At 51.5% G+C, this 24,427-nt stretch carries 23 protein-coding genes; 10 read left to right on the top strand and 13 right to left on the bottom strand.

Annotated features, from left to right (window positions below):
• The 3 genes from hybO to yghX all read right to left on the bottom strand — a co-directional run bounded on the left by hybO (window position 1) and on the right by yghX (window position 2,601).
• Window positions 1–1,119, bottom strand: coding sequence for a hydrogenase 2 small subunit (hybO, locus tag ABZJ92_RS02290; RefSeq protein WP_000145421.1), 1,119 nt, complete (start codon window positions 1,117–1,119; stop codon window positions 1–3).
• A gap of 188 nt (window positions 1,120–1,307) precedes the next feature.
• Complete coding sequence (gene yghW, locus ABZJ92_RS02285) at window positions 1,308–1,595, bottom strand: DUF2623 family protein YghW (protein WP_001059136.1); 288 nt, start codon at window positions 1,593–1,595, stop codon at window positions 1,308–1,310.
• Window positions 1,596–1,713: 118 nt separating this feature from the next.
• Window positions 1,714–2,601, bottom strand: coding sequence for a YghX family hydrolase (gene yghX / locus ABZJ92_RS02280; protein ID WP_005051897.1), 888 nt, complete (start codon window positions 2,599–2,601; stop codon window positions 1,714–1,716).
• A gap of 156 nt (window positions 2,602–2,757) precedes the next feature.
• Between yghX and gpr the strand changes: the two genes are divergently transcribed.
• Window positions 2,758–3,798 carry an L-glyceraldehyde 3-phosphate reductase gene (gpr, locus tag ABZJ92_RS02275; protein WP_000262150.1) on the top strand — a complete coding sequence of 347 codons (1,041 nt, stop codon included), beginning with the start codon at window positions 2,758–2,760 and terminating at the stop codon, window positions 3,796–3,798.
• 39 nt (window positions 3,799–3,837) lie between these two features.
• Here gpr and ABZJ92_RS02270 read toward each other — a convergent pair whose 3' ends face one another.
• Complete coding sequence (locus tag ABZJ92_RS02270; protein WP_005051898.1) at window positions 3,838–4,332, bottom strand: TIGR00645 family protein; 495 nt, start codon at window positions 4,330–4,332, stop codon at window positions 3,838–3,840.
• A 190-nt stretch (window positions 4,333–4,522) separates the two neighbouring features.
• Here ABZJ92_RS02270 and yghA point away from each other — a divergent pair, with 190 nt between their 5' ends.
• Window positions 4,523–5,407: an NADP(+)-dependent aldehyde reductase gene (gene yghA / locus ABZJ92_RS02265; RefSeq protein ID WP_000018747.1), complete on the top strand. Its 885-nt coding sequence runs from the start codon at window positions 4,523–4,525 to the stop codon at window positions 5,405–5,407.
• Between the two features lie 271 nt (window positions 5,408–5,678).
• On the opposite strand, the gene exbD is transcribed toward yghA, so the two are convergent.
• Window positions 5,679–6,104 (bottom strand): TonB system transport protein ExbD, encoded by a 426-nt coding sequence (gene exbD / locus ABZJ92_RS02260; protein ID WP_001240712.1) that lies wholly within the window; start codon window positions 6,102–6,104, stop codon window positions 5,679–5,681.
• Between the two features lie 6 nt (window positions 6,105–6,110).
• Window positions 6,111–6,845 (bottom strand): tol-pal system-associated acyl-CoA thioesterase, encoded by a 735-nt coding sequence (exbB, locus tag ABZJ92_RS02255; RefSeq protein WP_000527866.1) that lies wholly within the window; start codon window positions 6,843–6,845, stop codon window positions 6,111–6,113.
• Window positions 6,846–7,096: 251 nt separating this feature from the next.
• Here exbB and metC point away from each other — a divergent pair, with 251 nt between their 5' ends.
• Window positions 7,097–8,284 (top strand): cystathionine beta-lyase, encoded by a 1,188-nt coding sequence (metC, locus tag ABZJ92_RS02250; RefSeq protein WP_353765424.1) that lies wholly within the window; start codon window positions 7,097–7,099, stop codon window positions 8,282–8,284.
• 139 nt (window positions 8,285–8,423) lie between these two features.
• Complete coding sequence (yghB, locus tag ABZJ92_RS02245) at window positions 8,424–9,083, top strand: DedA family general envelope maintenance protein YghB (protein ID WP_000268429.1); 660 nt, start codon at window positions 8,424–8,426, stop codon at window positions 9,081–9,083.
• A gap of 39 nt (window positions 9,084–9,122) precedes the next feature.
• Here the strand turns inward: yghB and yqhC are convergent, their stop codons facing one another.
• Window positions 9,123–10,022, bottom strand: a complete 900-nt coding sequence (gene yqhC, locus ABZJ92_RS02240; protein WP_001298382.1) for a DNA-binding transcriptional regulator YqhC — start codon at window positions 10,020–10,022, stop codon at window positions 9,123–9,125.
• 193 nt (window positions 10,023–10,215) lie between these two features.
• On the opposite strand from yqhC, the gene yqhD reads away from it, so the two are divergent.
• The 4 genes from yqhD to yqhH all read left to right on the top strand — a co-directional run bounded on the left by yqhD (window position 10,216) and on the right by yqhH (window position 13,745).
• Window positions 10,216–11,379: an alcohol dehydrogenase gene (gene yqhD / locus ABZJ92_RS02235; protein WP_353765423.1), complete on the top strand. Its 1,164-nt coding sequence runs from the start codon at window positions 10,216–10,218 to the stop codon at window positions 11,377–11,379.
• Between the two features lie 104 nt (window positions 11,380–11,483).
• On the top strand, window positions 11,484–12,311 hold the full coding sequence (gene dkgA / locus ABZJ92_RS02230) for a 2,5-didehydrogluconate reductase DkgA (protein ID WP_000013151.1): 828 nt from the start codon (window positions 11,484–11,486) through the stop codon (window positions 12,309–12,311).
• A 199-nt stretch (window positions 12,312–12,510) separates the two neighbouring features.
• A complete protein-coding gene (locus tag ABZJ92_RS02225) occupies window positions 12,511–13,437 on the top strand; it encodes a YqhG/Tai3 family protein (protein ID WP_000691640.1) in 927 nt (308 codons plus the stop codon).
• A gap of 50 nt (window positions 13,438–13,487) precedes the next feature.
• On the top strand, window positions 13,488–13,745 hold the full coding sequence (gene yqhH, locus ABZJ92_RS02220; RefSeq protein WP_000848528.1) for a lipoprotein YqhH: 258 nt from the start codon (window positions 13,488–13,490) through the stop codon (window positions 13,743–13,745).
• A 42-nt stretch (window positions 13,746–13,787) separates the two neighbouring features.
• On the opposite strand, the gene ABZJ92_RS02215 is transcribed toward yqhH, so the two are convergent.
• The 6 genes from ABZJ92_RS02215 to ygiW all read right to left on the bottom strand — a co-directional run bounded on the left by ABZJ92_RS02215 (window position 13,788) and on the right by ygiW (window position 22,307).
• Window positions 13,788–16,007: a YgiQ family radical SAM protein gene (locus ABZJ92_RS02215; RefSeq protein ID WP_000095159.1), complete on the bottom strand. Its 2,220-nt coding sequence runs from the start codon at window positions 16,005–16,007 to the stop codon at window positions 13,788–13,790.
• Between the two features lie 110 nt (window positions 16,008–16,117).
• Window positions 16,118–17,530 (bottom strand): cell division protein FtsP, encoded by a 1,413-nt coding sequence (gene ftsP / locus ABZJ92_RS02210; protein WP_000059395.1) that lies wholly within the window; start codon window positions 17,528–17,530, stop codon window positions 16,118–16,120.
• A 74-nt stretch (window positions 17,531–17,604) separates the two neighbouring features.
• A complete protein-coding gene (gene plsC / locus ABZJ92_RS02205; protein WP_000965712.1) occupies window positions 17,605–18,342 on the bottom strand; it encodes a 1-acylglycerol-3-phosphate O-acyltransferase in 738 nt (245 codons plus the stop codon).
• A 233-nt stretch (window positions 18,343–18,575) separates the two neighbouring features.
• Window positions 18,576–20,834, bottom strand: a complete 2,259-nt coding sequence (gene parC / locus ABZJ92_RS02200; RefSeq protein WP_001281841.1) for a DNA topoisomerase IV subunit A — start codon at window positions 20,832–20,834, stop codon at window positions 18,576–18,578.
• Between the two features lie 545 nt (window positions 20,835–21,379).
• Window positions 21,380–21,862 carry an AraC family transcriptional regulator gene (locus ABZJ92_RS02195; protein ID WP_000183483.1) on the bottom strand — a complete coding sequence of 161 codons (483 nt, stop codon included), beginning with the start codon at window positions 21,860–21,862 and terminating at the stop codon, window positions 21,380–21,382.
• 52 nt (window positions 21,863–21,914) lie between these two features.
• Window positions 21,915–22,307 (bottom strand): OB fold stress tolerance protein YgiW, encoded by a 393-nt coding sequence (gene ygiW, locus ABZJ92_RS02190; RefSeq protein WP_005051900.1) that lies wholly within the window; start codon window positions 22,305–22,307, stop codon window positions 21,915–21,917.
• 151 nt (window positions 22,308–22,458) lie between these two features.
• Between ygiW and qseB the strand changes: the two genes are divergently transcribed.
• Both qseB and qseC read left to right on the top strand, forming a co-directional pair.
• Window positions 22,459–23,118 carry a quorum sensing response regulator transcription factor QseB gene (gene qseB, locus ABZJ92_RS02185; RefSeq protein WP_001221509.1) on the top strand — a complete coding sequence of 220 codons (660 nt, stop codon included), beginning with the start codon at window positions 22,459–22,461 and terminating at the stop codon, window positions 23,116–23,118.
• Entirely contained in the window at window positions 23,115–24,389 is a 1,275-nt protein-coding gene (gene qseC, locus ABZJ92_RS02180; RefSeq protein ID WP_000673374.1) for a quorum sensing histidine kinase QseC, read from the top strand. Before qseB ends, qseC begins: the two co-directional genes overlap by 4 nt.
• The last annotated feature ends 38 nt before the right edge of the window (window positions 24,390–24,427 follow it).

Genomic DNA, 24,427 nt, shown 5'->3' with positions numbered 1-24,427 from the left:
TTATTCTCCCCGTGAGTCAGCGTTATCTTTCTTTTGCTGACGACCCAGTTCACGCACCGCCATCACGCTGACACCGGCAACCAGCCCAACCACACCGCCGAGCAAACCAATAGCGCCTGCAGAGACGTTGCCGCCCTCTTTAGCGTTAACATCCGGTTTCTGTGAACGCGGAGTCTGATTTTCGACGTTGGCAAGCTGATGGATGCCTTTATGGAAGCCGATACCTTTTTCGTTACAGCCATAGCACGGGTGACCAATCGCCACCGGCCACACACCGCCAACATCGCAGAATTGCAGCGTTGAGCAGTTGCCGTAAGTTTCTGGCCCTTTACAGCCGAGGTGGTACAAGCACCAGCCTTCGCGGTGGCCTTCATCACCGAACTCTTTGGCAAAACGACCAGCATCGAAGTGCGGGCGACGTTCGCAGTGTTCGTGAATCAGACGGCCATAGGCGAAGGTCGGACGGTTTTTGTCATCCAGTTTCGGCGGTTTGCCGTAAGTGATGATGTGCGCAACGGTCGCGAGGAAGTTGTGCGGGTTCGGCGGGCAGCCCGGAATATTGATAACGGTTTTGCCTGGCAGAACTTCTTGCAAGCTGACTGCGCCAGTTGGGTTAACTCCAGCTGCGGCAACACCGCCCCACGCGGAGCAGGAACCAATAGCGATAATGGCTGCTGAGCCTTCCGCCGCTTTGCGGATGTGATCCACAATCGGCTCACCGGCAACCATGCAATAAATACCGTTATCTTTTAATGGGATGGAACCATCCACCACTAACACATACTGCCCTTTGTACTTCTCGAGAGCGTTATGTTTGTTCTCTTCGACCTGATGACCGAAGGCGGCGGAAAGCACTTCGTGATATTCCAGAGAGATAGTCTCCAGCACGAGGTTTTCTACCGTTGGATGCGTTGCACGAAGCAGAGATTCCGTACAACCGGTGCACTCCTGCGCGCCAATCCAGATAACTGGCGGACGCTGCGGGTTAGTAACCGATTCGGCCATCTCTGCAGCGGCTTTGCTACTTAACCCCATGGTGGCGGCTAATGCTGCACAAAGCTTCATGAAATCACGACGGTTAATGCCGTGAGAATGGATGAGGGTGTTATCTCCAGTCATTTATAGTTATTCCGTTGCGAGAACCTGGCATATATTTTGCCTCAATCGCAAAATCAATAATGCGATCGATGCGCCATTTACCACACATTTATTATGGTTATCGATATCATGATACTGCGGCGGGGCGCTAAAACGAAGGGAAGAAGCATTAGTGTAATTAATTAAAGCAAGATAATACGTATGTTTGATCAATTTTCGAGGCGATAACCGGCCATAAAAAAGCGCAACGTAGAACAGGAATTATTCTCACGAAAGAAATCCATTACCATCTCTTTATCCAGTCCATAGCGGCGCGTCAGAATACCCGCTTCCCAGGCGCTAAGCTGGCGATCTCCGGTCTTTTCGTACATCCTGTGTGAGTAGCCTAATACAAAACCGCGTTTATAATCGGCACAGAATTTTGTCACATTAACCGCACTGTCGGCATGCGTTGCTTTTAATCCCGCCATTAAGCCTTTACCAAAATGGTTATTCATCGTTCACCTCATTCATTATATATCGCCATATATAACGATATTTTAGGCAAAGAACGACTTTTGCGCACGCTATTTTTTCATACTTGTTTAAGACGTAATCCCGTAAGAGATAAACCTATCAGGAGAGATATTTATCGAACCATTTCAGTGTCCTTTGCCAGGCAAGATCGGCGGCAGATTTGTCATAACGGGGCGTGGAATCATTATGGAATCCGTGATTAACCCCCGGATAGATATAAGCCTCATAAACCTTATTATTGTCTTTCAACGCCGCCTCGTAAGGAGGCCAGCCCTCGTTGATTCGGGTGTCCAGTTCCGCGAAGTGGAGTAGTAAAGGCGCTTCAATCTTCGCCACATCGGCAGTGGGTGCCTGACGACCATAAAACGGCACCGCGCAGGCCAGTTCCGGATACGCGACAGCCGCCGCGTTCGATACGCCACCGCCATAGCAAAATCCGGTAATACCCACTTTACCTGTCGCTTGCGGATAGCGTTGCATAAACTCAATTGCGGCAAAGAAATCATTCATCAGTTTGGTTGGATCAACCTGCTGTTGCAGCTCACGACCTTTATCATCATTTCCCGGATAACCTCCAACGGAACTTAATCCGTCAGGTGCCAGGGCGATATACCCCGCCTTCGCCACTCGCCGTGCCACATCTTCGATATACGGATTCAGTCCACGATTCTCATGCACCACCCCCACGGCTGGCGTTTTGCCGCTCATTTTTGCGGGTTTCACCAGATAACCCCGTACCTCGCCGTGACCATTTGGCGAAGGATACGTGATGTACTCAGCAACAATCTCCGGGTCGGTAAACTCTACCTGAGTCGCCAGCGCATAATTTGGCTTGAGCAAATCAAACAACGCTAATGCCGTCATCCCGCCCACCGCATACTTCGCCGCAAGGTTGAGGAACTCACGTTTCGAAATTTTCCCGTGAACGTAATAGTCGTAGTAATCCAACAACTCTTGTGGGAAATCTTTGGCGGTTAAACGCGGCATCGTTGCATTCCTCAACTGGTGTTTTTTTAAGCAAAGCATAAGCGCGTGTTTTTGCCCAGTTTTTCGTCACTCTGTGAGCCAGACTACGGGATACGCGCTGGCGAATCGCTAAACTAGAAACATTGTTTCGAAATTGAACGGTGGAAAGGAGAGGTCATGGTCTGGTTAGCGAATCCCGAACGTTACGGGCAGATGCAGTACCGCTATTGCGGAAAAAGTGGTTTACGCCTGCCCGCATTATCGCTCGGTTTATGGCACAATTTCGGTCACGTTAACGCGCTGGAATCACAGCGTGCAATCCTGCGTAAAGCGTTTGATTTAGGCATTACGCACTTTGATTTAGCCAACAATTACGGGCCGCCTCCAGGAAGCGCAGAAGAGAACTTTGGTCGCCTGCTGCGCGAGGATTTTGCTGCTTATCGCGATGAACTGATTATCTCTACCAAGGCTGGCTACGATATGTGGCCCGGCCCGTACGGCTCTGGCGGTTCACGTAAATACCTGCTCGCCAGCCTCGACCAAAGCCTGAAGCGTATGGGGCTTGAGTATGTCGATATCTTTTACTCTCATCGCGTCGATGAAAATACGCCGATGGAAGAAACCGCCTCTGCGCTGGCTCATGCGGTACAAAGCGGTAAGGCGCTGTATGTCGGGATCTCCTCTTACTCGCCAGAGCGGACGCAAAAAATGGTCGAGTTGCTGCACGAGTGGAAAATTCCGCTTTTAATTCATCAACCTTCGTACAATTTACTGAACCGCTGGGTGGATAAAAGCGGCCTGCTGGATACCCTGCAAAATAACGGCGTGGGCTGTATTGCCTTTACTCCTCTGGCTCAGGGATTGCTGACCGGAAAATATCTCAACGGCATTCCGCAAGATTCACGGATGCATCGTGAAGGGAATAAAGTTCGTGGTCTGACGCCGAAAATGCTTACCGAAGCCAACCTCAACAGCCTGCGCTTATTGAATGAAATGGCACAGCAGCGTGGACAATCAATGGCGCAAATGGCGTTAAGCTGGTTGCTGAAAGATGATCGCGTGACGTCGGTATTGATTGGTGCCAGCCGCGCGGAGCAACTAGAGGAGAACGTGCAGGCGCTGAATAATCTGACATTTAGCACCGAGGAGCTGGCGCAGATTGATCAGCATATCGCCGATGGCGAGCTGAATCTGTGGCAGGCGTCGTCCGATAAATGACCTGTTAATAACGGGCGCGCGAACCGCGCCCGAATCAGATCAGTGATTATGACGAGTCAGTCGGTCAAGATAGCCCATCACAAATGCAGAAAGCACAAACGTCAGATGGATAATGACGTACCACATCAGTTTGTTATCCGGGACATTTTTCGCATCCATAAAGACGCGCAGTAAGTGAATGGAAGAAATTGCCACAATCGACGCTGCTACTTTGTTTTTCAGCGACGTTGCGTCCATTTTCCCCAGCCACTTCAGCTTCTCTTTGTTCTCGGAGATATCCAGCTGTGAGACGAAATTCTCATAACCGGAAAACATCACCATCACCAGCAAACCGCCAACCAGCGTCATATCCACCAGCGACAGCAACACGAGGATCAAATCTGATTCCGCCATCGAGAAGATATTCGGCAGTACGTGAATAATCTCCTGGAAGAACTTCAGCGCCAGGGCAACTAACGCCAGCGAAAGGCCAAAGTACACGGGGGCAAGCAGCCAGCGAGAAGCATACATTGCATTTTCAAGAAAACGTTCCATACATTCCTGTCGTGTAGTTAAAACGGGCAACAGTATATCGCAATTGAGTAAACAGCACGCAACAGCAAATCAACATATACGTTAAACCTTTGTCGCATAATTCTGAGGTTTAGGGATCTTCCTGGTTCCCTTATCAACGCATCGAGAGCGTCTACCCTTAAAGGACGTTGAACCTGAAGGGAGAAAAACGATGTCTCATTTAAAAGACCCGACCACGCAGTATTACACTGGTGAATATCCCAAACAGAAACAACCGACGCCAGGCATCCAGGCGAAGATGACACCGATACCGGATTGCGGCGAGAAAACCTATGTTGGTAGCGGTCGCCTGAAAGATCGTAAAGCACTGGTGACAGGGGGCGATTCCGGAATAGGTCGCGCTGCCGCCATCGCTTACGCGCGTGAAGGGGCTGACGTGGCGATCAGTTATCTTCCCGTGGAAGAAGAAGACGCTCAGGATGTGAAAAAGATCATTGAAGAATGCGGACGCAAAGCCGTTCTGCTGCCAGGCGATTTAAGCGATGAGAAATTCGCCCGTTCGCTGGTTCACGAAGCGCACAAGGCGTTAGGCGGGCTGGATATTATGGCGCTGGTCGCCGGGAAACAGGTTGCCATTCCGGATATTGCAGACCTCACCAGCGAACAGTTTCAAAAGACCTTTGCCATTAACGTTTTCGCGCTGTTCTGGCTAACCCAGGAAGCGATCCCCCTGCTACCGAAAGGTGCAAGTGTCATCACCACTTCGTCAATCCAGGCATACCAGCCAAGTCCGCATTTACTGGACTATGCGGCTACGAAGGCGGCGATTCTGAACTACAGCCGTGGCCTGGCAAAACAGGTCGCGGAGAAAGGTATTCGGGTGAATATTGTCGCGCCAGGCCCTATCTGGACGGCACTGCAAATTTCCGGCGGACAAACGCAGGATAAGATCCCGCAGTTTGGTCAGAAAACGCCGATGAAGCGTGCGGGGCAACCGGCGGAACTGGCCCCTGTATATGTTTATCTGGCAAGTCAGGAGTCGAGCTACGTCACCGCAGAAGTGCACGGCGTGTGCGGCGGCGAGCATTTAGGTTAAAAAAATGCCCGGTTGTGAAAAGCAACCGGGCATCATTGTGAATTCACTCTTACCTGATGTGGCGAAAACGCCTTATCCGCCTACAAACGCATGAAGATTCAACATGTTGCAATAGATTTTGTAGGCCTGATAAGCGTAGCGCATCAGGCATTGAGCACCTAATGCCGGATGCGTCGTGAACGCCTTATCCGGCCTACAAACGCACGAAGATTCAACATGTTGCAATAGATTTTGTAGGCCTGATGAGCGTAGCGCATCAGGCAATTCTACTTTACTTCGCTTTGGCGGTTTCTTCGCCGACCAGACCTATCTTCAGGTAACCCGCCTGATGCAGCGTATCCATTACCTTCATCAACGTCTCGTAATCGACGGTTTTGTCCGCTCGGAAGAAGATGGTGGTGTCTTTCTTGCCTTCGGTTAACGCATTCAACGCCGTAATCATTGTTTCATCGGTGACCGGATCGTTACCGATAAACATCGAGTTGTCTGCCTTCACCGACAGATAAACCGGTTTTTCCGGGCGCGGCTGCGGCGTGCTGGTAGAAGCAGGCAAGTTCACCTTCACATCTACCGTCGCTAACGGTGCCGCCACCATAAAGATAATCAGCAGAACCAACATCACGTCGATAAACGGCGTCACGTTGATATCATGCATTTCGCCGTTATCGTCGAGGTTTTCGTTAAGATGCATTGCCATCGGACATTATCCTGCGCGTAATTTTTGTGCGACACGAACCGGATGCGCAGCGGCGCTGGCTTCCAGATCTAGGTCACGGCTTTGCAGCAACAATACCTGCGCTGCAACATCACCCAGCATCGCTTTAAAGCCGCCAATCTGGCGTGCAAATACGTTATAGATAACGACCGCAGGAATCGCTGCCACGAGGCCGATTGCCGTTGCTAACAGAGCTTCTGCGATACCCGGCGCAACGACTGCCAGGTTAGTGGTCTGCGTTTGCGCGATACCAATAAAGCTGTTCATGATGCCCCAGACCGTACCAAACAGACCAACGAACGGAGAAATCGCGCCGATGGTTGCCAGATAGCCGTTACCGCGGCCCATTTGACGACCCACTGCGGCGACCCGACGCTCCAGACGGAAGCTGGTACGTTCTTTAATACCTTCGTTATCGTCGCTGCCTTCTGACAGTTCCAGCTCATTCTGCGCTTCATTGAGCAAATGCAGGCTTAAGCTTTTGCTACCAAAATCAGCGGCGATATCGTTGGCCTGGTTTAAGGAACGTGCTTCAGCCAGCAGTTGCTGCTCGCGCTTAAGGCGACGCTTCTGATTGAAGAACTCTACGCTCTTACTGAAGAAGATTGCCCAGGTGACTACAGAGGCCAAAATAAGCCCAATCATCACGCACTTAACGACAATATCGGCGTACTGATACATACCCCAGACGGAAAGGTCCGTCTGCATTAAATTATTACCCACTGTGTATCTCCAGGACGCAAGTCACAAAATCTGCGCATAATAATATCAAAACGACGTCGAATTGATAGTCGTTCTCATTACTATTTGCATACTGCCGTACCTTTGCTTTCTTTTCCTTGCGTTTACGCAGTAAAAAAGTCACCAGCACGCCATTTGCGAAAATTTTCTGCTTTATGCCAATTCTTCAGGATGCGCCCGCGAATATTCATGCTAGTTTAGACATCCAGACGTATAAAAACAGGAATCCCGACATGGCGGACAAAAAGCTTGATACTCAACTGGTGAATGCAGGACGCAGCAAAAAATACACTCTTGGCGCGGTAAATAGCGTGATTCAGCGCGCTTCTTCGCTGGTATTTGAGAGTATGGAAGCCAAAAAGCACGCGACGCGCAATCGCGCCAATGGCGAGTTGTTCTATGGACGGCGCGGAACGTTAACCCATTTTTCCTTACAACAAGCGATGTGTGAACTGGAAGGTGGCGCAGGCTGCGCGCTATTTCCCTGCGGGACGGCAGCGGTTGCTAATTCGATTCTTGCTTTTGTCGAACAGGGCGATCATGTGTTGATGACCAACACCGCCTATGAACCGAGTCAGGATTTCTGTAGCAAAATCCTCAGCAAACTGGGCGTAACGACATCGTGGTTTGATCCGCTGATTGGTGCCGATATCGTTAAGCATCTGCAGCCAAACACTAAAATCGTGTTTCTGGAATCGCCGGGTTCCATCACTATGGAAGTCCACGACGTTCCGGCGATTGTTGCCGCCGTGCGCAGTGTGGTGCCGGATGCCATCATTATGATCGACAACACCTGGGCAGCCGGTGTGCTGTTTAAGGCGCTGGATTTTGGCATCGATGTTTCTATTCAGGCCGCCACCAAATATCTGGTTGGGCATTCAGATGCGATGATTGGCACTGCCGTGTGCAATGCCCGTTGCTGGGAGCAGCTACGGGAAAATGCCTATCTGATGGGCCAGATGGTCGATGCCGATACCGCCTATATAACCAGCCGTGGCCTGCGCACATTAGGTGTGCGTTTGCGTCAACATCATGAAAGCAGTCTGAAAGTGGCCGAATGGCTGGCAGAACATCCGCAAGTTGCGCGAGTTAACCACCCTGCCCTGCCTGGCAGTAAAGGACACGAATTCTGGAAACGAGACTTTACAGGCAGCAGCGGGCTATTTTCCTTTGTGCTTAAGAAAAAACTCAATGATGAAGAGCTGGCGAACTATCTGGATAACTTCAGTTTATTCAGCATGGCCTACTCGTGGGGCGGGTATGAATCGTTGATCCTGGCAAATCAACCAGAACATATCGCCGCCATTCGCCCACAAGGCGAGATCGATTTTAGCGGGACCTTGATTCGCCTGCATATTGGTCTGGAAGATGTCGACGATCTGATTGCCGATCTGGACGCCGGTTTTGCACGGATTGTATAACATTGCCACTTTTGGACAATTTTGCAGACATTTTATTGTGAAAAGTCTTAAATTGTTGCGTCCGGGATCAAGGCGTCCCGGACGATTCAGGAGTACAATAGGCAGATAAAGGCTTAAACGCTGTTCCACAGGAAAGTCCATGGCTGTTATTCAAGATATCATCGCTGCGCTCTGGCAACACGACTTTGCCGCGCTGGCGGATCCTCATATTGTTAGCGTTGTTTACTTTGTCATGTTTGCCACGCTGTTTTTAGAAAACGGCCTGCTGCCCGCCTCATTTTTGCCAGGCGACAGCTTGTTGATACTGGCAGGCGCATTGATTGCCCAAGGGGTTATGGATTTTCTGCCTACGATTGCGATTCTGACCGCCGCAGCAAGTCTGGGCTGCTGGCTAAGTTATATTCAGGGGAGCTGGTTAGGGAATACCAAAACGGTGAAAGGCTGGCTGGCACAGCTTCCTGCTAAATATCACCAGCGCGCCACCTGCATGTTTGACCGCCACGGTCTGCTGGCGCTGCTGGCTGGACGTTTTCTTGCATTTGTCCGTACGCTGCTGCCAACCATGGCGGGAATTTCCGGTCTGCCAAACCGCCGCTTCCAGTTTTTCAACTGGTTAAGTGGATTGCTGTGGGTCAGCGTGGTAACCAGTTTTGGCTATGCCTTAAGTATGATTCCGTTCGTTAAACGCCATGAAGATCAGGTAATGACGTTCCTGATGATCCTGCCAATTGCCTTGTTAACCGCTGGCTTGTTAGGCACGCTGTTTGTGGTGATTAAAAAAAAATACTGTAACGCCTGACGATTTTCCCCGTTCCCGGCTGCTGTACCGGGAACGTATTTAATTCCCCTGCATCGCCCGCATTCTTGCCGCATCTTCCCCCGGCGTCACACCGAAGTAACGTTTAAACTCACGGCTAAATTGCGATGCGCTTTCATAGCCGACGCGCATCGCTGCTGCGCTGGCCTTCATGCCGTCATGGATGATCATCATCCGCGCCTTATGCAGACGGTAATTCTTCAAATACTGCAACGGCGAGGTGCTGGTGACAGACTTAAAATTATGGTGGAACGCCGATACGCTCATGTTGGCTTCTGCCGCCAGTTGCTCGACGCTCAGGTTTTCGGTGTATTTATTCTCAATTCGTTTCAGCACGCGGCTAATCAGACTGAAGTGAGTCTGGCGACTGACCAGCGCCAGTAACGCGCCGCCGCAAGGTCCGGTCAGCACGTAGTACAGAATTTCGCGGATGATCTGTTTGCCGAGAATACGCGCATCCAGTGGTCGCTCCATCACGTCGAGTAACCGCTCCGCCGCGCATAAAATCTCTTCTGATAACGTGGCGGAGTTAATCCCGCTGGCTGCCATCGACGGCTGGAAATGCTCATCTTCGCCAATGTCCATCAACAGTTCCTGTAACTGCAAAATATCGACATTGAGACGCAACCCTGCCAGCGGCACCTCTGACGTGGCATAGGTTTCGCACTCAAACGGCAACGGCACCGTCAGCAGCAGGTATTCATTGGCATCATAACGAAACACGCGTTCATTGATATAACCGATTTTATGCCCGGAAAAGAGAATTATGATGCCAGGCTCGTACATCACCGGTGTACGTGCGAAAGGCGTCTCGCCATACAACAAACGCACATCGGGCAACAGTTCTGACAAACTATTTTCTTTATTTTTCAGTTTATTAACTTTATCCGCCAGCAAGCGACAAATCTCTTCACGTTTCATATCGCGTAATTTCTTAGGAATAATGCGGCAATTTGATTGTGCGCAATTTTGTAGCATTTCTCCAGCACTCTGGAGAAATAGGCAAGACATTGGCAGAAATGAGCATTGAGAGCCAGGGCGCTGGCGATCACAATGAAAAACATCAGGCAGATCGTTCTCTGCCCTCATATTGGCCCAGCAAAGGGAGCAAGTAATGAACAACTTTAATCTGCACACCCCAACCCGCATTCTGTTTGGTAAAGGCGCAATCGCTAGTTTACGCGAACAAATTCCTCACGATGCTCGCGTATTGATTACCTACGGTGGCGGCAGCGTGAAAAAAACCGGCGTTCTCGATCAAGTTCTGGATGCCCTGAAAGGCATGGACGTGCTGGAATTTGGCGGTATTGAGCCAAACCCGGCTTATGAAACGCTGATGAACGCCGTGAAACTGGTTCGCGAACAGAAAGTGACTTTCCTGCTGGCGGTTGGCGGCGGTTCTGTACTGGACGGCACCAAATTTATCGCCGCAGCGGCTAACTATCCGGAAAATATCGATCCGTGGCACATTCTGCAAACGGGCGGTAAAGAGATTAAAAGCGCCATCCCGATGGGCTGTGTGCTGACGCTGCCAGCAACCGGTTCAGAATCCAACGCAGGCGCGGTGATCTCCCGTAAAACCACAGGCGACAAGCAGGCGTTCCATTCTGCACATGTTCAGCCGGTATTTGCCGTGCTCGATCCGGTTTATACCTACACCCTGCCGCCGCGTCAGGTGGCTAACGGCGTAGTGGACGCCTTTGTACACACCGTGGAACAGTATGTTACCAAACCGGTTGATGCCAAAATTCAGGACCGTTTCGCAGAAGGCATTTTGCTGACGCTAATCGAAGATGGTCCGAAAGCCCTGAAAGAGCCAGAAAACTACGATGTGCGCGCCAACGTCATGTGGGCGGCGACTCAGGCGCTGAACGGTTTGATTGGCACTGGCGTACCGCAGGACTGGGCAACGCATATGCTGGGCCACGAACTGACTGCGATGCACGGTCTGGATCACGCGCAAACACTGGCTATCGTCCTGCCTGCACTGTGGAATGAAAAACGCGAGACCAAGCGCGCTAAGCTGCTGCAATATGCTGAACGCGTCTGGAACATCACTGAAGGTTCCGACGATGAGCGTATTGACGCCGCGATTGCCGCAACCCGCAATTTCTTTGAGCAATTAGGCGTGCCGACCCACCTCTCCGACTACGGTCTGGACGGCAGCTCCATCCCGGCTTTGCTGAAAAAACTGGAAGAGCACGGCATGACCCAACTGGGCGAAAATCATGACATTACGTTGGATGTCAGCCGCCGTATATACGAAGCCGCCCGCTAAGCTTTTTACGCCTCAAACTTTCGTTTTCGGGCATTTCGTCCAGACTTAAGTTCACAACACCTCACCGGAGCCTGCTCCGGTGAGTTCATATAAAGGAGGAACGTATGGCTAATCCAACCGTTATTAAGCTACAGGATGGCAATGTCATGCCCCAGCTGGGACTGGGCGTCTGGCAAGCAAGTAATGAGGAAGTAATCACCGCCATTCAAAAAGCGTTAGAAGTGGGTTATCGCTCGATTGATACCGCCGCGGCCTACAAGAACGAAGAAGGTGTCGGCAAAGCCCTGAAAAATGCCTCAGTCAACAGAGAAGAACTGTTCATCACCACTAAGCTGTGGAACGACGACCACAAGCGCCCCCGCGAAGCCCTGCTCGACAGCCTGAAAAAACTCCAGCTTGATTATATCGACCTCTACTTAATGCACTGGCCCGTTCCCGCTATCGACCATTATGTCGAAGCATGGAAAGGCATGATCGAATTGCAAAAAGAGGGATTAATCAAAAGCATCGGCGTGTGCAACTTCCAGATCCATCACCTGCAACGCCTGATTGATGAAACTGGCGTGACGCCTGTGATAAACCAGATCGAACTTCATCCGCTGATGCAACAACGCCAGCTACACGCTTGGAACGCGACACACAAAATCCAGACCGAATCCTGGAGCCCATTAGCGCAAGGAGGGAAAGGCGTTTTCGATCAGAAAGTCATTCGCGATCTGGCAGATAAATACGGCAAAACCCCGGCGCAGATTGTTATCCGCTGGCATCTGGATAGCGGCCTGGTGGTGATCCCGAAATCGGTCACACCTTCACGTATTGCCGAAAACTTTGATGTCTGGGATTTCCGTCTCGACAAAGACGAACTCGGCAAAATTGCAAAACTCGATCAGGGCAAGCGTCTCGGTCCCGATCCTGACCAGTTCGGCGGCTAACGTGCAAATTCTCCCGGTGGCGGTAATGTTCCGCTACCGGACTTTTCAGAAATCATTTATTCCCCTCGCGTCCCGCCCGTTGTTACTCTTCCTTGTTCAGGAATGCCAAATATAAGGACATCATCATGCAGAGCCGGAAGCTCTTAAAAGAACAACTCATCTATATCCGGGATAAACGCAACGGAGAGGTGAAAAACAGATGAAAATAATACTTCTGTTTTTAGCAGCCCTGGCAAGTTTTACCGTACACGCGCAGCCTCCTTCACAGACCGTAGAACAAACAGTCCGGCAGATTTATCAGAACTATAAATCAGATGCCAGTACGCCTTATTTCGGTGAAACCGGAGAGCGGGCGATAACTTCAGCGCGTATTCAACAGGCGCTTACCCTGAACGACAATCTTACACTACCGGGCAATATTGGCTGGCTGGATTATGATCCGGTTTGTGATTGTCAGGATTTTGGCGATCTGGTGTTAGAAAGCGTAGCGATAACCCAAACTGACGTCGATCATGCCGATGCCGTTGTGCGCTTTCGTATCTTTAAAGATGATAAAGAAAAGACCACACAGACACTGAAAATGGTGGCGGAAAATGGTCGTTGGGTCATTGATGATATTGTCAGCAATCATGGCAGCGTCTTACAAGCAGTTAATAGCGAGAATGAAAAAACGCTGGCCGCTTTAGCTTCGTTGCAGAAAGAACAGCCAGAATCCTTTGTTGCTGAACTCTTTGAACATATTGCTGATTATAGCTGGCCGTGGACGTGGGTGGTTTCCGACTCTTACCGCCAGGCGGTTAATGCCTTCTATAAAACCACCTTCAAGACGGCCAATAATCCCGATGAAGATATGCAAATAGAACGGCAATTTATTTACGACAATCCGATCTGTTTTGGCGAAGAGTCGCTATTTTCACGCGTTGATGAAATTCGAGTCCTGGAGAAAACCGCCGATTCCGCCCGCATTCATGTTCGTTTTACGCTGACCAATGGCAACAATGAAGAGCAAGAGCTGGTTTTACAGCGGCGCGAAGGTAAGTGGGAAATCGCTGATTTTATCCGCCCGAACAGCGGCAGCCTACTTAAGCAGATTGAGGCAAAAACCGCCGCCAGATTAAAGCAATGAGCTGAATTAAATAACAATTAGCCGGAACAATAAATAAAAGGGAACACTATATGAAAACGATTTTCACCGTGGGAGCTGTTGTTCTGGCAACCTGCTTGCTCAGTGGCTGCGTCAATGAGCAAAAGGTCAATCAACTGGCGAGCAATGTACAAACATTAAATGCCAAAATCGCCCGGCTTGAGCAGGATATGAAAGCACTACGCCCACAAATCTATGCTGCCAAATCCGAAGCTAACAGAGCCAATACGCGTCTTGATGCACAGGACTATTTTGATTGCCTGCGCTGCTTGCGTATGTACGCAGAATGATAAAAAAATCCCCGGCAGCATGTCAGTTGCCGGGGATTTTTTTTAACGTCCAACCGCCGCTTTAGGGCGTTTCTTCGCACCAGCATTCACCGGACGAGATTGCGTAGACGACGCTTTTTTTGCCGTAGCAGGCGTCTGACGCTGAGTCGCCATCGGCGTATGTTTAGTCAACGCCGGACGGGTATTGCGGTTCTGGCGACGAGCTTCACGCATCTCTTCAATGGTTGGCGCAGGCACTAAGCAATCGCGACGGCTGCCAATCAGATGCTTTTTGCCCATCGCTTCCAGCGCCTGGCGGATTAACGGCCAGTTTGCCGGATCGTGGTAACGCAACAACGCTTTATGCAAACGACGCTGTTTGTCGCCCTTCGGTACGAAGACGCCTTCGCTCTTATAACCAATCTTCGCCAGCGGTTTTTTCCCGGTGTAATACATGGTGGTTGAGTTCGCCAGCGGCGATGGGTAGAAGTTCTGTACCTGGTCGAGACGGAAACGATGCTTTTTCAGCCACAGCGCCAAATTCACCATATCTTCATCACGCGTACCGGGGTGCGCAGAGATGAAATACGGGATCAGATACTGCTCTTTACCTGCCTGTTTCGAGTAGGTATCGAACAGCTCTTTAAAGCGGTCATAGCTGCCCATGCCCGGCTTCATCATCTTCGACAACGGCCCTTCTTCGGTATGTTCCGGAGCAATCTTCAGATAACCGCCGACGTGATGGGTCGCCAACTCTTTGATATAGCGCGGATCTTCCACGGCGATGTCATAACGTACGCCTGAGGCGATAAGGATTTTTTTAATGCCTTTCAGATCACGCGCACGGCGATAGAGGTTGATCGTCGGTTCGTGGTTAGTGTCCATGTGCGGACAAATATCCGGATAAACGCACGACAAACGGCGACAAGTTTGTTCAGCGCGTGGCGATTTGCAGCGCAACATATACATGTTGGCAGTTGGCCCACCGAGATCGGAAATCACGCCCGTAAAACCTGGAACGGTGTCGCGGATCGCTTCGATCTCATTAATGATCGAATCTTCCGAACGGCTCTGAATAATGCGCCCTTCGTGCTCGGTAATAGAACAGAAAGAACAGCCGCCAAAGCAGCCGCGCATAATGTTGACCGAAAAACGGATCATTTCGTAAGCCGGAATACGGGCATTGCCATAGGCCGGATGTGGCACGCGCTTGTACGGCAGCGCAAAAACGCTGTCCATCTCTTCGGTAGAAAGCGGGATAGCAGGCGGGTTGATCCACACATAGCGGTCACCGTGTTTTTGCATCAATGCGCGGGCGCAGCCTGGGTTGGTTTCGTGGTGCAGAATGCGCGAAGCATGGGCGTACAGCACTTTATCGCCCTTCACTTTCTCGAAAGAAGGCAGCAATACGTAGGTTTTTTCCCACGGTTTCTGGCGCGGTGGCTGCACGATTACAGCTTTCGCTTCCTGCTTTTTCGGCGCAACAGGTTTGTTATCCGCACACGGCAAATCTTCGCCATACGGATGCGGGATTGGGTCGATTTTCCCTAGGGTATCAAGACGGGTGGAATCCACACCGCTCCAGCCAGGCAGCGCCTCTTTTACGATAATTGCGGTATTACGCACATCGCGGATTTCACTAATCGGCTCGCCCATCGCCAGACGATGCGCTACTTCCACCAGCGGACGTTCACCGTTACCAAACATCAGCATGTCGGCTTTCGAATCTACCAGAACGGAACGGCGCACGGTATCGGACCAGTAATCATAATGCGCGGTACGGCGCAGGCTAGCCTCAATACCGCCGAGGATCACCGGCACATCTTTCCACGCCTCTTTACAACGCTGGGTATAAACCAGCGTGGCGCGATCCGGTCGCTTACCCGCGACATTATCTGGCGTGTAGGCATCATCATGACGTAAACGGCGATCGGCGGTATAGCGGTTGATCATCGAATCCATGTTGCCAGCAGTAACACCAAAAAACAGATTCGGTTTACCCAGACGCATAAAGTCGTCTTTGCTGCTCCAGTCCGGCTGGGCGATGATCCCGACGCGAAAGCCCTGCGCTTCCAGCATACGACCGCAAATCGCCATCCCGAAGCTTGGGTGATCGACATACGCGTCGCCAGTAACCAAAATGATGTCGCAGCTATCCCAGCCAAGTTGATCCATCTCTTCACGAGACATCGGCAAAAACGGTGCCGGTCCAAAACAGGCGGCCCAGTACTGCGGCCAGGAGAACAGGTCGCGATCCGGTTGGATCAGGGAGATAGAGCTCATTTTGCTTCCAGAAATGATAAAAAAATAATCAAAGGCCGGGGATTATAAGCCGGAACGAAAGAGAAATCGAAAGGTATTCCATACTCGCCCTCCTCGGGCGAGTATGAAGATTACGGTACCGGATTGACCAACAGTTGCCCAATCGAGCCACGGTCCGCCATTTCCAGCGTCTGACTGTTGAAGTAGAACGGGAAGTGCGCCCAGGAAGGCTGACCGAAATAAACAAGCAGCTCCACTTGTCCGTCAACCCAAACGGTATCTTTCCAGCCTCTGTCTTCCGGGAACGGCATCGCGCCATTCACGTTACGGATCTGGAACATTACGCCTTCAATATGGAACGCTTGCGGCTCGTCCGCGCGTACCGTCCAGCGTTCCCACGTTCCTTGCTGCGCGGTGACATCAATACGGTTGACGTCCCACAGCTGTCCATTAATACCCGGGTCATCACCCAGACTGATATCGCGACTGCGAATTGGCGAACCAGCCATGATTTCAGTTGGCAGCAAGCGCATCGGAAGACTGTCTGTGACCAGCGGCAGAAGGCCGGTTGGGCGCAGCGTTAGCACCAAGGTAGAAACCAGAATACTGGATGGCTCAAAGAAGCCGCGAATACGATCAACAATGCTCGCCGCTTCACCACAGGTGATCGACACTTCATCGCCGTTGCTCATATCCACCAGAATCTCGCGGCGCTCGCCCGGTGCCAGCGAAAGTTGCTTCACCGATACAGGAGCAGGCAGGAATCCCTGATCGCCAGAAATCACATGTAACGGGCGACCATCGCTCATCTGTAGTTGATAGCGACGAGAGTTCGACGCGTTCAGCAGTCGCAAGCGCACCCAGCCACGCGAGACTTCAACGTACGGGCTTTGTACACCGTTAACCAGCAGCGTATCACCAACAAAGCCGCCGCTTCCCGGTTCGTTGTATTCTGGCGTACCAAAGTTATCCAGCCGTTTATCCTGGATAATGACCGGAAAATCATCCACACCATAATGGTTGGGGATAGGCAGCGACTTGCTGACTTCATCTTCCACCAGCCACATTCCGGCAAGGCCGTTATAGACCTGCTGAGCCGTGCGGTTGGGAGTATTGGCGTGATACCACAGAGTAGCTGCGTTCTGGCGAATAGGCAGTACGGGTGCCCAGTCAGCGTTTGGCGACATCATCCGTGCCGGACCGCCCATCAGCGGGCCTGGTACCTGTAGCCCGGCCACCGTCATTGAGACATTTTCTGTCAGGCGGTTGCTGTAAATAAGCTTAACATCGTCGCCCTTCCAGACGCGGATAGTCGGCCCCAGGTAACGACCATTGATTCCCCAGACCGACGCGCGTGTCCCTGGCGTAAATGACCAGTGCGCACGTTGTACAGTCATAAACAGCGGTTGCCCACGGCGAGATTCAAGTAGCGGCGGAACGGGTAGCGGTTGCTGTTGCCCGGCTGCGCTGGCCTTCAGGGGAACAGCGCCTGCACAAAGTGCAATCCCCGATGCCTGAATGAACTGACGCCGACTGAGTGACATATTTGCTCCATGTAAAACTGGCTAAAGTAATACCGTGCAGGAAAGTGTTCCCCGCAAAAATACAGATTGCCGACTTAAACTTTTCCGGCGGCTTCGCGTTCTGCGACTTCTTTATCGAGCTCGGCGATTTTTTGTTCCATTATCGAACGACAATGGGCAGCCAGCTCACGAACCTGATCTTTGCCATACTGACTGACGTCAATTGGCGGCAGCATTTCGACAATCACCAGACCGTTGTGCAGTCGATTAAGATTAATCTTATTCGAAGTTGTAGAGACGCACACGGGAATAATCGGGACGCCCGCCGCAATTGCCGCGTGAAATGCTCCAGTCTTGAACGGTAGCAGGCCGCGACCACGGCTGCGGGTTCCTTCCGGGAACATCCAGATGGAAATACGGCGTTTTTTGAAATGATTCACGACTTCCGCAATGGTGCCGTGAGCTTTAGTGCGATTGTTTCTGTCGATCAATAAGTTGCCGGTTAACCAGTACAACTGCCCGAAGAAGGGGATCCACAGCAAGCTCTTTTTACCTACCGTCACCGTCGGCGGTTGCACAATGTTCGATGCTGTCACCATGTCATAGTTGTTCTGGTGGTTAGCGATATAGATAGCATTGCCGTAGCTTTCAGCATCTGCAGGTTTGCGGCACTCAACTTTCAGGCCGAACAGTGGCGCAAGACGGCCAAACATATGCCCAAAGGTGGCCACATGTTTCGGGTTACGCGGGCTGAAAAGGCAGTAAATGGAGCCGAATACACAGACTAAGATGCTGTAAATCACGGTAATAATAAGACGAAAGATATATAGCATAACACCCTCTGAAGGTCTGAGAGACTGGCATTGTACGTCACCTGAAATCAGGTTAGGGCATTGTTAAAAGCCGCTCTCTGGAAAAGCGTATTGTTAATCGCAACGCATGAATAAACAACGGTTTCAAGGGAATTTTTATCGTTTCCGGGGGTTGAATACGCTGCCGGATGACGACTTAACGTTTCATCCGGCGTTCCTTGCTAGCGGGAGGAAACAGCGCCCTCCCCGGCATATTACTCTTCGCTATCACCGCTGCTGGCACGGCGAGGAGAGTCGATCTCAACACGATCGATACGCTGCAAACCGCGCATCAACGTACCGCGGCGTCCACGTTCGCCAGTGACTTTCTGTAGCTCTTCCGGACGCAGTTTAATTTTGCGTTTCCCAACATGAATGGTCAGCGTGCTTTGCGGCGGCAGAACGTACAGTTGCGCCAGACCATCCTCGCCACGCGCGGCTTCTGCCGATGGAATGTTGATAATCTTGTTGCCTTTGCCCTTCGACAGCTGCGGCAGATCGCTTACCGGGAACATCAACATACGGCCTGCCTGAGTGATTGCCAGCAGCATATCGGAAGCATCTTCAATCACCACCGGCGGCATAACATGGGCATTTTCCGGTAAGGTGATCAAAGCCTTACCCGCACGGTTACGCGCTACCAGATCGTTAAAGGTGCAGACGAAACCGTAACCCGCATCGGAAGCCATCAGCAGTTTCTGATCGTCGCTTTCCATCAGCATATGGTCAACGGTCGCCCCAGGCGGCAACGTTAATTTGCCGGTGAGTGGTTCGCCCTGACCACGCGCCGACGGCAGCGTAATCGGGTCGATGGCATAGCTACGACCGGTGGAATCAACAAACACTACCGGTTGGTTACTCTTACCTTTCACCGCCGCTTTGAAGCTATCACCCGCTTTATAATTCAGGCCCGGCGCGTCGATATCATGGCCTTTAGCGCTGCGTACCCAGCCCATCTGCGACAGCACAATGGTGACAGGTTCAGACGGCAGCATGTCGTGCTCGCTCATCGCTTTCGCTTCTTCGCGTTCCTGCAACGGCGAACGACGATCGTCACCGTAGGCTTGCGCGTCTGCCTGCAGTTCTTTCTTCAGCAGGTTATTCATTTTACGCTCGGAAGCCAAAATGCCCTGCAACTGGTCGCGCTCTTTTTCCAGCTCACTCTGCTCACCGCGAATCTTCATCTCTTCCAGTTTGGCAAGATGACGCAGTTTCAGTTCGAGGATCGCTTCCGCCTGGGTTTCCGTAAGGCCAAACCGCGACATCAGCGCCGGTTTCGGTTCATCTTCGTTACGAATGATCTCAATCACTTCGTCGATGTTGAGAAACGCCACCAGCAAACCTTCCAGGATATGCAGGCGCTTGAGGACTTTCTCCAGACGATAGTTCAGTCGGCGGCGCACGGTATCGCGACGGAACACCAGCCATTCGGAGAGGATTTCCAGCAGGTTTTTCACCGCCGGACGACCATCCAGACCGATCATATTGAGGTTAATGCGATAGCTCTTTTCCAGATCGGTGGTAGCGAAGAGGTGGTTCATCACCTGATCCATATCCACGCGGTTGGAACGCGGCACAATCACCAGACGGGTCGGGTTCTCGTGGTCAGATTCATCGCGCAGATCGTCAACCATCGGCAGCTTTTTGTTGCGCATTTGCGCAGCAATTTGCTCCAGTACGCGCGCACCTGAAACCTGATGCGGTAATGCGCTGATAACCACCGCGCCATCTTCTTTCTTCCACACCGCGCGCATACGCACTGAACCACGTCCGTTCTCGTAGATTTTACGAATCTCGGCGCGCGAAGTGATAATTTCCGCTTCAGTCGGATAATCCGGCCCCTGCACGATATCCAGCAGCTGATCGAGCGTAGTTTTCGGCTGGTCGATTAATGCGATTGCCGCCTGAGCTACTTCACGCAGGTTATGCGGTGGAATATCGGTCGCCATGCCGACGGCAATACCGGTGGTGCCGTTAAGCAAAATGTTTGGCAGACGGGCAGGTAGCATTTTCGGCTCCTGCAAAGTGCCGTCGAAGTTTGGCACCCAGTCAGCCGTCCCCTGCCCCAGCTCGCTCAATAGCAGCTCGGAATATTTCGACAACCGGGATTCGGTGTAACGCATTGCCGCGAACGATTTCGGATCGTCCGGCGCGCCCCAGTTCCCCTGACCATCAACCAGCGGATAACGGTAAGAGAACGGCTGCGCCATCAGGACCATCGCTTCATAACAGGCGATATCGCCGTGCGGATGGTATTTACCCAGTACGTCACCGACGGTACGGGCCGATTTTTTAAATTTGGCGCTGGCATTCAGGCCCAGTTCAGACATCGCATACACAATGCGGCGCTGAACAGGTTTCAGACCATCACCAATAAACGGCAACGCACGGTCCATGATCACGTACATGGAGTAGTTTAAGTAGGCGTTTTCCGTAAATTCATGTAGCGCAAGGCGCTCTGCCATATCGCTCATTAATTCTGATTCCTCAACTTATTCGCCAGCCTTCAAAGGGGCAATATTGCCGGAGATACTACATTATCTGCCGCGTCGAGTCACAGGAGATCAGCGTGAATAGCGCCGCCGGACGTGCTCCGACGGCGATAAAGGCATCAATGTGCCTTGATATACAACTCTTTGCTGTAGACTTGATCGGCATAGAGGGCAGCACAAGGTTGCGCCCATGCCACACCACTCGGCATGGGGGTCCGCTCCGGGCGATTCGAGAAGTTGAGGTTATGCGAGTCCAGGGAAGCCTAAAGCATCAAAGTAGTCGACTGTAAGTATACGGTTCAGCCCAGTTTAGCTGTGTCTCCACCAGTGCCCCGCGCCTCCTGCCATAAGTGCGGCTTGCTCATGGATATCCCCGAGACGGCTTACGGCGCACCGGATAATAAATTTCGCGTATACATGGTATTCCTTACCGGAGAAATTATAAGCCCAACAACAATACGCCTGTGACATTGTTCGCTCAAACTTATCGCGAGTGATTTGGCTCACACTCCGGTAAAGATTCCCCATCACGCCAACGGCACATAAACATCCGTTTCCAGTCGCTGCTCTGTCACCCCTTCGGCAAGATTGGTGTAGTGAAACAGAATCGGTGCTTTACGCATTTTCTCGCCGCTTGCAGGCAGCCAGTGGCGAATAATGCCCCATATCGTGTGTGAAATATCGTCCAGCTCGCCAACGTGGCGGGCCACGGCATAACGTCCACCGGTAAGTTCACCATTGCTCACACCATAACGATTATCGGGAATCGGTTCGCTAACGCTGCCGCAGATATCAAAGCGAAACGCTTCCGGTGCGGTGGTGGCAGGGGCGTCCCAGGCGACGCCAAAAGTCTGGCTTTGGTTAACAGGAGAAAGCCCCGTCTCTTTACGCCACATGATAAATTTCGCCACACTGTAGTTGAGCAACTCAGGGCTACAGCGGTGCGGCAACATCGCCACAGGGATTGATGGGAAATCGATAATGTTTACATCCAGTGTCAGGTTTGTCATTTTGCCTCCCTGCGAAATTATTCCCGGGAACGCGTCCCGGGAGCGGTAACAATTACGGATTTACTTTGCGGATCTGTTTGACGTCAATTTCAACAGAATTCCAGTCTTTATCGACTTCACCCTGAATCTCAACCGTATCTTTCGGCGTCACCGTCACACCGTTCCAGCGTTTGTGATCGATATCAACATTGATAGTACCGCTGGCATCTTTAAACACGTAGAGATCGTCAGAGATGCGTTCAACGATATTGCCGCGCAGGGTTACCCAGGTGTCGTCACGCAGGGATTTTGCGCTTTCTACAGTCGTTACGCTGCCGTTCGGCCCCTGAAATCCTCCGGCCTGACTTTGCGTTACCGATGGGCCAGAAAAACCGCCCTGCTCTGCTGCCATCACCGGTGCACTGCACAGGGCCATTACTGCGATTACTGCTGCGAATTTTTTCATGTTTATTACTCCCTTTAATGTCTGTTTCCGAGCATTTAACAAGATAGTCCTTAACAACTTCTTAAGGGAAAAAAATAAAATTTAATGCTGTACAGAGCGCGTTACAACACGGTTTACTGGCAGCAAATACGGTTATCGCAGGGATGAAAAAATGCGAATTTTACTGATAGAAGATGACATGCTGATTGGTGACGGCATCAAAACTGGCCTTAGTAAAATGGGTTTTAGTGTCGACTGGTTTACACAAGGTCGTCAGGGAAAAGAGGCGCTTTATAGCGCACCTTATGATGCGGTGATCCTGGATTTAACCTTACCAGGCATGGATGGTCGCGATATTTTGCGCGAATGGCGAGAGAAAGGTCAGCGTGAGCCGGTACTGAACCTGACCGCGCGTGATGCGTTAGCGGAACGTGTAGAAGGGCTGCGTCTGGGAGCTGACGATTATCTGTGTAAACCTTTTGCGTTGATAGAAGTCGCCGCCAGGCTGGAGGCTCTGATGCGCCGAACCAACGGCCAGGCCAGCAACGAGCTGCGCCACGGTAACGTCATGCTCGACCCCGGCAAACGTATCGCCACGCTGGCTGGCGAACCCTTAACACTGAAACCAAAAGAATTTGCCCTGCTGGAATTACTGATGCGTAACGCTGGTCGGGTACTGCCGCGCAAACTGATTGAAGAGAAACTGTATACCTGGGACGAAGAGGTCACCAGTAATGCCGTTGAAGTGCATGTGCATCATCTGCGACGCAAACTCGGTAGTGATTTTATTCGTACCGTGCATGGTATTGGCTACACATTAGGTGAGAAATGAAATTTACCCAACGTCTTAGTCTGCGCGTCAGGCTGACGCTAATCTTTTTAATTCTGGCCTCGGTGACCTGGCTGCTTTCCAGCTTTGTCGCCTGGAAACAAACAACGGATAACGTCGATGAATTGTTCGACACCCAACTGATGCTGTTTGCCAAACGGTTAAGTACGCTCGATCTCAACGAAATCAACGCGGCGGATCGCATGGCACAGACGCCAAATAAATTAAAACACGGTCATGTTGATGACGATGCGCTGACCTTTGCCATCTTTACCCACGACGGCAGAATGGTCCTTAATGATGGCGATAACGGAGAAGATATTCCCTATAGCTATCAACGGGAAGGTTTTGCTGACGGGCAACTGGTCGGTGAAGACGATCCTTGGCGTTTTGTCTGGATGACCTCACCTGATGGCAAATATCGCATCGTTGTTGGCCAGGAATGGGAATACCGTGAAGACATGGCGCTGGCGATTGTTGCCGGGCAATTGATCCCGTGGCTGGTCGCACTGCCGATTATGTTAATCATCATGATGGTACTACTGGGTCGTGAACTCGCGCCGCTGAACAAACTGGCGCTGGCACTACGTATGCGTGACCCTGACTCGGAAAAACCACTAAACGCGACTGGCGTACCCAGCGAAGTGCGGCCACTGGTTGAGTCGCTAAATCAACTGTTCGCCCGCACACATGCGATGATGGTTCGAGAACGACGCTTTACCTCCGATGCAGCTCACGAACTACGTAGCCCGTTAACAGCGCTGAAAGTGCAAACCGAAGTTGCGCAGCTCTCTGACGATGATCCGCAGGCGCGGAAAAAAGCACTGCTCCAATTACATTCCGGGATCGATCGCGCTACTCGTCTGGTTGATCAACTGCTCACGCTATCGCGGCTGGACTCACTGGATAACCTTCAGGACGTCGCGGAGATCCCGCTTGAAGATCTCCTACAATCGTCGGTGATGGATATTTACCACACGGCGCAGCAGGCGAAAATTGACGTGCGACTGACACTCAATGCCCACGGCATCAAACGCACCGGACAACCGCTATTGCTAAGTTTGTTGGTGCGAAATTTGCTGGATAACGGCCCCGGTGTGACACCAGAGGCACTGGCGCGAATTGGCGAACGCTTCTATCGCCCACCCGGACAAACCGCTACCGGCAGTGGACTTGGGCTATCGATTGTCCAGCGAATCGCCAAGCTGCATGACATGAATGTTGAGTTTGGGAATGCGGAACAAGGTGGATTTGAGGCGAAGGTAAGCTGGTAACTTCTCTGTCTATGAGAGCCGTTAAAACGACTCTCATA

It is taken from the genome of Shigella sp. FJ200513 (assembly GCF_040495915.1).
Classification (GTDB): Bacteria; Pseudomonadota; Gammaproteobacteria; order Enterobacterales; family Enterobacteriaceae; genus ECMA0423.
The sequence above is the reverse complement of the archived record's forward strand: the minus strand, read 5'-3'. Positions and strand labels throughout refer to the sequence as shown.